Below are 9,884 nucleotides of genomic sequence, written 5' to 3'. Positions count from 1 at the left end.
CTCAAGCCGTTGTTCATAGCCGCCCCACCGACCCGCTCCCGGCGCGGTCCACGCCGCCGACGCCCAGCCAAGGCCGCGGGCCGACACAGGCCTACAACCCGCCGGCCTACTCCGCCGGCCTACGGCACCGGCTCTGCCGCCGAGTCATTCGGCGGGTGGCCGGGCCGGGACCGGCCCCCCAGGCCGCACGCACGGCCTGGGCGGGCCGCCCGCCGATTACCTGCTGCGATACGCAGTACATCCCGGACGGTCACCTGCATAGCGTGCCTCTGGGCGCCACTACAACGAAAAGACAAGGGGAGAACCCATGACCAGGCGTAACGCCTCTGCCATCTCCTGCATCGTCGGCGTTATCTTCGGCGTTATCTTCGGCGGTGTCATCTTCGGTGGCATCACCGGCAGTGGCGTCATCGGCGTCATCGTCGGCGGCGTCATCGGCGGCTTGCTCGGCGGCTACCTCTGCTCCGGGATGAGCCTGGTGATCTACCTCAACCGTGGCCGGAAGGAGGCTTTGGGCCTCGCCCACGGCCTCTCCGCCGCCAGCCTGCTCGTCAGCGGGCTCGGCCTCTACAGCCACGGCCTCGACATGCCCCCCGTGTACCGGGCCGTCGTCGGCGGTCTGCTCGCACTCACGGCCGGCATTTACATCCACAGCCGCGCCACCCGCGGCTGACTCACTCCCACTCTGCAGGGGCCCGGCCACCGCCGGGCCCCTGTTCTTTGACCCCAAACAGCCAATTCGGGATTGTTGAAAGTCTGTGCGTGAGGCAGTGACCAGCTCAGTTCAGGGTGATGCGTCACCGTAGTGCAGCGCCAGGGCGTTCAGGGCTGCCTTCCAGTCGGGAGTTTTGCCGGTGACGTTCGGCTGGTTCTTCAGCGGCTGGCGGAGGACCAGGTAGAGCACTTCAGACGCGGCCTGCTCGGTTAGGACGGCGATGGCCTTGACCAGGCGGCCGGCCTTCCTGGGCCCGCAGCGGAGCTGCGCAGGGGCCGCTCCGGTGGACCTCGGGCGCGATGCCCGGCAAGATTCACGACCTGACCGCCGCCCGTATCTGGGGAATCCTGCGCGCGCTGTACAAGGCCGGGATCCTCACCCTGGCCGACAAGGCCTACCGAGGAGCCGAAGCCTCGGTCGTCATCACCCCCTACCAAGGCAAGAACGATTCGCCGGGCTTTGAGCTCGGCGTTTGCGCATTCGCCGGGGCCGCGGAGCTTGGCGTGCGCCCGGTTGGCCTGCTTTTGCGACTCGGGCTTGGGCCGGCTCGGCGATCACCTGCACGTTCATGCCGTGCACCCAATGCTTGCCGGAGAAGTAGGGCGGTCGACCTTCACCCGGTCGGTGTGGGTCAGTGTGCCTTCCAGGACCAAGTGCGTCAGCCTGTCTGTCTTGGCCCTGGGCAACGCGGCCTCGAGCTTGGGTGAACGCGCCGACAGCAGCACGACGATCTCCTCGACGTAGCGCCAAGCAGTGGCCACCGATGCCCCGAGGCCCGCGGCGGCCTCGGCGAACTCTCGCCCTTGCGCAGGTGCACCAGCAACAGCAGTGCCTGCTGGCCGGGGCTCAGCAACTGCCAGCGCGACCTGATCGCCCGGCGATGGCGGCGGACGATCCCCGCCACCTAGTTCAGCGTCGGACGCGACAAATCCACAGCAACACGGTAGAACAGCATGCAGAAGCTCCTGGTGAGACGGTGTGGGTTGTGGTGATCAACCCGTCTACCAGGGGCTTCTCCGCATCTGTCGCTGACTCCGTCAACTCGCGATCATGCTGTGATCGTCCAGAACGCCGGAGAGCACCGCAAAATCGGCAAGTTTGACCGACGCCGACAGCGCAGGCAGCAGCGCCGGGGTCAGCCGGTCCCGCGACCTGCGATGGCCGCCCCAGAGACTAAAGCGCCAGGGATCAGGCGACGGCAATCACGATCTTGCCGAAAGCGCCGTGTTCGAGGTGGGCGAGCGCGGCGGGCAGGTCAGTCAAGCCGTACTCGGCCGCGACGACGGGGCGGAGGCGCAGGTGGTCAGCCGCGCGGACGAGGCCTTCCAACGCAGTGCGGTGACCGACCTGCAAACCGTCGATGCGCAGTTTCTTGCGGGCGAGATGGGCGACGTGGCCGGAGATCTCGTAACCCTCCAAGATGCCGATTAGCGAGATATGTCCACCAACTGCCGCCGCCTCGATCGAGTGTGCGAGATGGTGTGCGCCGATGGTGTCCAGGATGTGATCGGCCCCGCGGTCTTCGGTGGCTTCATAGACTGCCTCGACCCAGTCCCGGGTCGTCCGGTTGATCTGGTGGGCGGCGCCGAGTTCCCTAGCCTGGGCGAGTTTGGCGTCGTCGCGGGATATCACCATGACCTCGGCACCGTGCGCCACGGCGAGTTGCAGACCGAACAGAGCCACACCGCCCGTCCCGTGCACGACCACGGTTTGCCCGGCATGCACTCGACCTTGCTCGACCAGGGCGGTCCAGGCCGACAACCCGGCCATGGGGAGTGTGCTGGCTTCGGTGTCGGTCAGATTGTGGGGTGCACGGACGGCCCACTCCTGGTCCAGAACGACATATTCGGCCAAGACTCCGGGCAGGTGCCCGCTCCCGAGGGCTTCAGGACCGCCGAAGCGGGCGTTGCCGGGGCCGGGGCCATCGATCCAGCCGGGCAGGCAAGTGGAAATCACTCGGTCGCCTGGTGCGAATTGGTCCACTCCCCCGCCCGCAGCGATGACCTCGCCGGCCATATCCGACCCCGGCACGAACACGCCGTTGCTGGGGAAGACCATGGTCAGCCCCTCGTCGATTGCGAGCCGGTCACGGTAGTTGAGTGCGACCGCCGAGACCTTGACCAGTATCTGACCGGGCGCCGGATCGGGAATCGGGACCTCGGTGAGTTCCAGGTTGGCGCGGCCAGCAGCCCTCATCGTCCATTGCTTCATGGCGTCCAGAATCGTCAACGTACGAAACGGCTTCCAGACCACGGCATGGGTGGGCAGCGGCTACCTGGCACAGCCAGGGTTAGGCAGCGGGTGCGCCAGGCGGGCACAATGGGGCGCATGGCGGACAGAGCGACGCTGGGTGAGTTCCTTCGGACCCGGCGCGGCAGGCTCACCCCACAGGACGTGGGGATCGTTTCCCACGGTGCACGCCGAGTACCCGGCTTGCGCCGCGAGGAACTTGCCCAGCTCGCGGGGGTGAGCGTCACCTATTACACGCGGCTGGAGCAGGGCCAGAGCCACCAGGCGTCAGAGCCGGTCCTAGACGCGCTGGCGCGCGCGCTGGAGCTCACCGCCGACGAACGGGTCTATCTGCACCATCTCGCCAGGCCCGTTCCGGTACCGCCGCTAACAGCGGACCCCGCCACGGCACGCGGCAGCACCCGGCGTCTCATCGACTCCCTGGACGCTCCCGCTGTGCTGACGGGGATGCGCACCGAGGTGCTGGCGTGGAACGCGCTCGGGCATCGGCTATTGGCCGGCCACCTCGACCGCGACGCTCCCAATGACCTGGACCAGCGACCCAATCTCACCCGCCTGCTCTTTCTAGACCCACACCACCGTGACCTGTACCCGCGGTGGCAGACTTCGGCATCCTGCGCGGTCGCGTCGTTGAGGCTGACCGCGAGCCGACACCGCGACGACCCCGAACTGGCCGCCCTGATCGGCGAGCTGACCATGAACAGCGACGAGTTCTCCGCCCTGTGGTCGGCCCATCCGGTCGCCCAACACGCCTCCGGCCCCCGGAGCCTGCACCATCCTGAGGTCGGGGAACTCAGCCTGGAACTGGAAACCTTGCTCCTAGCCGACGACCCCGACCAACGCCTGCTCGTCTTCAACGCCGCCGACGCCAGCCCGTCCGGGGCCGCGCTGCAACTGCTGCGGACCTGAATGAGGAGAGCAGCCTCAGCGCTTCGTCTCCTTCGCGCCGCGCTCCTCTACCGGAGGTGCTCGGCGTGGAACGGCTCGGGGCGGTCCTTTGAGGCTGGTCGTCTCTTTCATGCTTGTACAGGAGCGAACCGGATTATCGCATCGGTATAGCTCCTCCTGAGGGTGTTGCCAGTCCTGCCGCATCTCCTTACCGTCCGCGTGGTCGCCGAATTCCCTGGCCTAGCCGGGATGACGCCAGCTCGCGCAGACTCTCGGTCTGGGCGTCGACGGGCTTCCGAAGGTCAAGGACTGCCCGTAGGAGCACTCGTCCCCCGCGAATTGGCGAAGTTCGGCCGTCTCGGCATCGCTCGTCCGGCCAAGAGTCGCACTAACTGGGCAGGGTCGTTGCGGACTGCACAGACTCGGCCAGCGCGGTCTGGGTAGATGGGCAGAGCGGAGTCTCGCCGCACGACCGCACGCTCACGTAGCAGAACGGTCAACTCCGTTCCCCAGCGCTGCCCGAAACCGGCACCGCCACCAACGCTTGGCGCTCCGCTGCCACACGCAGATCGGGTGCACAGGATCCAGGGGTATCGGCGTCCGCCATAGCGGCGCAGGCGCCTTCGGCAGGGCAGTTATTCTCATAAGTGCGATGCGGGCATGGCTCCACCCCTACCAGGGAATCGTCAGTAGCGCCCTGATCACGCCGACTGAAGAAGCCTCACCTATGCGGAGCATGTCGGCGCGGAGCGCACGGATCCGGGAGTGATCGGGCGCGGGCAGGACGAGCTCCTGGATGATTTCGGCGGCGTAGTGTCGAATCTTTCCCTCGTGGGGGCCGGTCAGCCCGCTTTGCGGCAGCAGCGTAAGCAGGACCTCGACGGTCCACCTGACCTTGTCCAGGTTCACGGCTTGATCGATGGTCTGGCAAACTTGCCTGTCCATCTCTATCACGATTCCTGTGCCTCCCATGACGGTGGTGGTGAAGGTGCTGCCGGATCGCGTCTGCCGGACTGGTTCCATCGCCTGGGGTCTCCGCTGTAGAGGTCAAAGCATGGCGTCCGTCGTTACGGGCGAACAGCGAAGTACATGCTGAGCAGGTGTCGCCATGGCTGCGGGGTTGCAGCAACTCATTGTGGACCAGCTAGCGCGCCGCGTCGAATACCTTATAAACCGTGGCGTGAGCCCGTCGATGACTGGGTTAAGTCCGGCGCGGAACGAGCTGATTGCAACTTCATGGCGTGGTCGTGGGGGACGATGGTGCTTGGACGATGGTGGTCACGCGGCTGGGTGAGCAGCGGGCTTTCCGCCGATGTGCCAACTTGTGAGCGCTGCGGCGCCCTGCTCTCTCTCTTCTCCTTGCCAGGGCGGGACGTGCGGCTCGCCATCGCGACGGCGTCGGCAGCAACGCGGCAGAATGGCGCGATGGTGGGTTCGAATCGAGGAAACCTCGGTCGCGTGTTCAACGAGGTGCCAGAGCTCTACGATGGGTCCGGCCGACCTACCCAGATGAGATGTTCTCCGACCTGGTCTCCATCACGGGCATGAGCGAACGGTCGTCGGTGCTTGAGGTGGGCTGCGGTACCGGTCAGGCGACGCGTTCGTTGGCAGCGCTCCGATGTTCAGTGACCGCGATCGAGCCGGGCGCGGAGATGGCCGCACTCGCTCGCCGACGGCTCGCCCCCTTCTGCAACGTCACAGTCGAGACGTCGACGTTCGAGGAGTGGGACGACCGCGGTAGGCGCTTCGATGCTCTTGTGGCCGCGTCGGCGTGGCACTGGGTGGATCCATCGATTGGCTGGCAGCGAGCGCACGCCGTACTTCGTCCCGGAGGTTGGATGGCACTGCTCGGCTATGTCGTTGTCCGCCGGCCGGGAGAGGCGGAGGTGTACGCCGAGACCGCCGATCTCCATGAGCGGCACTCGACCACGACGTCCGTGAGCCCCTTCTCGATGCCATCGCCGAGCACATCCGCACGCGAATGGGCGACCGAGCATCGCGCCGATACCTGAGTGTCCTCCGTATCGGACAGTGCGCTGGACGGTAGTGCTGGTCGGTGGGTTCATCGGGGTGATACTGCGGACAGCCGTTAGCCTCGATCTTTCGTGAGGTTGGTTGGGTCGCGGAGCGACCCAACCAACGCTTCTTTTTGGTAGCGGGTCAGCCGTTGGGCCCGACTGTCGCGTCGAGTGGGCGGGGCTCCACGGGCCCGGGGGTTCTCCTTCGTGGTGTTGATGGGGCGGTTCGTGCTGGTCAGGGTGCCGGGAGCATCTGGAGCTGGATGATCGCCGAGGCGATCAGGCCGGTCCAGGGCCAATGGCGGGCCAGCCAGATCCTCACCGCCTGTCCGGCCGGCAGTTGCTGTTCGGGCTGTGCGGCTCGGTCTACGCCCGGAACGACCCGTTCGGTCGGCGGTTCCTGCAGACCCTGGCGATGGCCGCCGAGGTCGAGGCGAACCTGGGTCATCTGCGCACTCGCGAGGGCATGGCGCTGGCCAAGAAGAACGGTAAGCTCAAGGGCAAGCAGCCCAAACTGCTCGAGTCGGCGCGGCGTTTCATCCGCCTACGCTAAGCCGAAGGCGAAGTGTCGCTGGCTGACCTGGCCACCGAGTACGGCGTCGGCCGCTCCACCATCCACCGCATCATTCACCGCCCGCCATCGAAATCGTGCTTACGTATTGCGGCGGCGCGTCGTAGCCGAATTGAAGCCGCACCGGCGGACCCTGCGGCATAGGACCTTCAGCCCCGGCCGCATCCGATGCCATCGCCAAGCCGTCCTCGTCCTCACCGCCACCTGAAGATGACTCCCCGTCGGGATACCTTCAGTGACCCTAATAGATCCAGCGGAACGAAGCGTTGTCGTTCCAGGCGTAATTTAGATTCCTCCAACTGTGCGGGTTGATATAGTCGCACGGTCCGCCATAATTCTCGTTGTAGCAAACCAAAGCGGGCAGATGGAAGTCGTTGTACACGGACGCGGAATTGTTCTTCACTCGCTCCCCGTAACCAGCGCCAGGACCGGAGAATGTATCTCCGCCGAAGTCAGGATTATCTATATAGTAACCACGCACCGCCCCACTGAGGTTGCCGCCCCAGTAAAAACATATATTGTTGTGCAGGCAAGGGTCGAGCGCCTGGGCTTGACCTGGAATTCCGAGCAGCGCGGCGCTAACGACCGCTCCGGCGACGGCGATGTACCGGATAGTGCGGAGCTTCCACATGAAACATATCCTCCTTTTGTGGCAGGTGTTTGGGGACAGTGGCGTCGGGTGGTTCGCCAGCGGGCGAACATGAACCTTCACGGGTCGCCGTGATCTTCATGCGGATTGGACACGGCGGGTGATGGGCAAGCCACTATTCCAGCGGATAACCTCTTCCTGACGGGCCGGTCCGCAGCAGCAGCCGCGTCGTCAAGATGCGGGCAAGATCGCCTCTCGGGTACGGGCGGCGCTCGTCCATTGCCAGATAGTGCATGCCCTGGCGCTTCACCCGCCCTGGCAGTCGTCAGGAACCATCGTTGGGTCCTGCGCCCGGTCGGAGTTGGCCAGGAGGTGCCCTGGGCGGTCCCTTGGCACCGGTCGGCCTGTGTCCGCGGCGGGGCGCGAGCCGGGCGCGCTGTTTCGTTGTCGCTTCCTCCGACGTGGCTGAGAGTCGGCGGGTGTGGACATCATCTCTCGATCGCCGGCCTCGGGCGCGGCTGGAGCCGACCTTGTTGCGCTCGGATACCATAGTCCCCTCCGTGCCCTTTGCCCCCAGACCATATAAGGCTCCTATGTGCTCCGTATATGGGTGCGTCCACGGCGGTGTGGACGGAACTCGGCAGGTGAAGAGCGTGGCGTAACGTGAGTCGGCGTTGCGGACGGTGAAAGCTCGGCTCGAGGTCGCCGTCGATCGCGCCAGGCAGTACCGAAGTCCCCGCCGGCTAATCACGGTACGAGGCTGTTCTGAATCTAGGACGGCTCGGGTTGCCCCGGCAACTCCGCCACCTCGGCCGGACAGTGCTCCAGATACCGTCACGGACCCCATGCCCCCAACGACGTCGCTCTGCGAGCGCGCCTGATCGATTAGAACCGCGTGCCGCACGGGGGCGTTCGGCACCCCGGCGACAGTGCATGCTCATCGGAGGTCAGGCAAGCATCGGTCTCGGCGTCCGGGTGCCCGACGCCACCAAGGTCACTGGCGCTTCCCTGAGGTTTGCTGAAGCAGTACACGGCCCGGGGGCGCCTCAACTCGTCCCGACTCCGTCCGCCGGACGTTCGGTCGAGTGGGATCCAGCGACGGTGGGGTGGGCATGGAGGGGCGATGCGGTGCGGTACTGCCCATGGTGAACTGAGCTGATTCCATCCTTATCTGTCCTGGTGATGGAGGGTGAGGATGGCCTGCACGATGGTGGATTGGCGGCCGGGTGAACAGCGGGCCTTCCGCAAGATGTGCATCCCTTGAGCGCAGCGGCGCCTCGCTCGCCCAGGGCGCGGACCTTGGCGTGGTGCCGGTTGAACAGCCGCTTGCGGTTGTCCAGCTGCGATGCTTCTTGCGCATGTAGGGGGGACCAACCGCGCCGCCGGCGCCGACGTACCCTTGTCAGCATCGCAGGCGATCGCCCGGGTCGTCAGAGCGTCGATGATGCCGTGCTCACGGGCGGCGGCAGATCATGGGTAGAGCCAGGCAGGGCCGGCGACGCCCAGATCAGCTCGCCATGCGGGCCGGTGAGGAACTGGACGTTCACGCCATGACGGCCCGAGTACTCCAGCCGGTCGCCTGGGCCCGACAGTCGACCGGTGGCGACCAGCGTGGCGTCCAGGATGACGTAGGCCTTGCGTTGAGCGATGCTCAGGGCTTGCCACAGGTCAGGAGCCAGGTCGGCGAGCAGTTCGATCACCTCGGTGGCGTAGCGGTGCGCGGTCGCGGCCCCGACACCGAACGCCGCCGCCAGGTCGGCGAAGGTCTCGTTGCGGCGCAGGTGCAACAGGACTGGCAGCGCTTAGCGGTCTGGCGGCAACCGCCGCCACCGTGACCCGCCCCTGCGCCGATGCCTGCGGATCAGATCGGCCACGAACCTGCGAGCCGAGCGAGACAGATCGAGGGCAGCGCGATAGAACAGCATCGAAGCTGCTGGTGGTCAAGATCGCAAATCTCGATCTACCAGGAGCTCTCTTGTTGTCGCTTACGCCGCGCGGGACGCAACCAGTCCGGGACCTGCGGACTCAGGTTGGAATTTCCTCACTGTGCTGAATCTGGCTGCCCGAGGGGTGTAGCGAACACCGAAACCTGCCCTGGTGCGATCTACGGAGCAGGGCACGGGTTGTGACGGCCCGTGGCTGGGATATGTAGTAGTCGCGGAGTCATTGCCGGGTCTCAGGCAATTTGGGCGCGGATGATCGAGAAGCATGCAGTGTCCCGGACGGTGCCGGAGATGTGAGCGTCGATGCCTTCAAAATGAGCGCCCCGCGAGTGATGACAGTGCGAGAGCGTGCGTTACGGCATCAGTCTTGATGCGTGATGAACTCTCCAGGTGTCGAAGGCGTGGCTGAGCATGAGCAGTTTGGCCTCATGGTTCGCTCCGGTGCGGCGCGCCGACGGCGCCAGCCAGGTACTGCCGATCTTAGCGACATCGGGACGTCGCCGACCAGGCCGCGGGTTCGCCCCAGGCGTGCAGACGACGATCCGGTCATGCTCAACTGTCCGAATAGCGAACGCCAGGGCTCATCCCGCATTCTGATCGCGTCGAGATCCTGGAGAATTAGGGTGAAGAGCGACGTCCCTCCTGATTCGGTGGCGGCCTCCACCACGGCGCCCACCATCTCGGGAGCCAGCGGCTCCAGCCGAACGAGGCTTCCCTGAAGTGTCATCGGAGCGGGCATGCCAGCATGATTTCATTCGCACTGCCCATTCACGTCCACACGTTACTGCAAATCCCTTTGCCTCCCTGGCGTGGTTCCCGCCGCCGCGGCGGCGTCGCCGATCCGCATGGGGGCTCCTCTCGGGACGTCACAGCTCGACGATGACGGCGCCCAGGTGCCGTCCGCCGATCA

The 9,884-nt window shown here is 65.8% G+C and carries 8 protein-coding genes and 1 pseudogene; 5 read left to right on the top strand and 4 right to left on the bottom strand.

The genetic code is table 11. From position 1 onward, the window contains the following. Positions 1-307: 307 nt before the first annotated feature. On the top strand, positions 308-673 hold the full coding sequence (locus tag AB0C84_RS44330) for a hypothetical protein (protein ID WP_361078507.1): 366 nt from the start codon (positions 308-310) through the stop codon (positions 671-673). Positions 674-1,014: 341 nt separating this feature from the next. After that, on the top strand, positions 1,015-1,422 hold the full coding sequence (locus AB0C84_RS44325) for a hypothetical protein (protein ID WP_361078505.1): 408 nt from the start codon (positions 1,015-1,017) through the stop codon (positions 1,420-1,422). A 481-nt stretch (positions 1,423-1,903) separates the two neighbouring features. Here AB0C84_RS44325 and AB0C84_RS44320 read toward each other — a convergent pair whose 3' ends face one another. Further along, the gene (locus AB0C84_RS44320; protein WP_361078502.1) at positions 1,904-2,926 is read right to left on the bottom strand and encodes an NAD(P)-dependent alcohol dehydrogenase; all 1,023 of its coding nucleotides are present in this window, start codon (positions 2,924-2,926) and stop codon (positions 1,904-1,906) included. Between the two features lie 117 nt (positions 2,927-3,043). Between AB0C84_RS44320 and AB0C84_RS44315 the strand changes: the two genes are divergently transcribed. Then, positions 3,044-3,874: a helix-turn-helix transcriptional regulator gene (locus AB0C84_RS44315; RefSeq protein ID WP_361078500.1), complete on the top strand. Its 831-nt coding sequence runs from the start codon at positions 3,044-3,046 to the stop codon at positions 3,872-3,874. Positions 3,875-4,525: 651 nt separating this feature from the next. Here the strand turns inward: AB0C84_RS44315 and AB0C84_RS44310 are convergent. Next, positions 4,526-4,876 (bottom strand): hypothetical protein, encoded by a 351-nt coding sequence (locus AB0C84_RS44310; RefSeq protein WP_361078497.1) that lies wholly within the window; start codon positions 4,874-4,876, stop codon positions 4,526-4,528. 491 nt (positions 4,877-5,367) lie between these two features. Here AB0C84_RS44310 and AB0C84_RS44305 point away from each other — a divergent pair, with 491 nt between their 5' ends. Both AB0C84_RS44305 and AB0C84_RS44300 read left to right on the top strand, forming a co-directional pair. Next, a complete protein-coding gene (locus tag AB0C84_RS44305; protein WP_361078494.1) occupies positions 5,368-5,865 on the top strand; it encodes a class I SAM-dependent methyltransferase in 498 nt (165 codons plus the stop codon). A 304-nt stretch (positions 5,866-6,169) separates the two neighbouring features. Then, a complete protein-coding gene (locus AB0C84_RS44300; RefSeq protein WP_361078491.1) occupies positions 6,170-6,424 on the top strand; it encodes a recombinase family protein in 255 nt (84 codons plus the stop codon). 259 nt (positions 6,425-6,683) lie between these two features. Here AB0C84_RS44300 and AB0C84_RS44295 read toward each other — a convergent pair whose 3' ends face one another. Then, positions 6,684-7,073 carry a peptidase inhibitor family I36 protein gene (locus AB0C84_RS44295; protein WP_361078488.1) on the bottom strand — a complete coding sequence of 130 codons (390 nt, stop codon included), beginning with the start codon at positions 7,071-7,073 and terminating at the stop codon, positions 6,684-6,686. Positions 7,074-8,198: 1,125 nt separating this feature from the next. Then, positions 8,199-8,956, bottom strand: a pseudogene (locus tag AB0C84_RS44290) (transposase family protein). Positions 8,957-9,884: the final 928 nt, after the last annotated feature.

The organism is Actinomadura sp. NPDC048955 (genome assembly GCF_040649435.1).
Lineage (GTDB): Bacteria > Actinomycetota > Actinomycetes > Streptosporangiales > Streptosporangiaceae > Spirillospora > Spirillospora luteofluorescens.
This window is presented reverse-complemented; position numbering and strand designations above follow the sequence as displayed.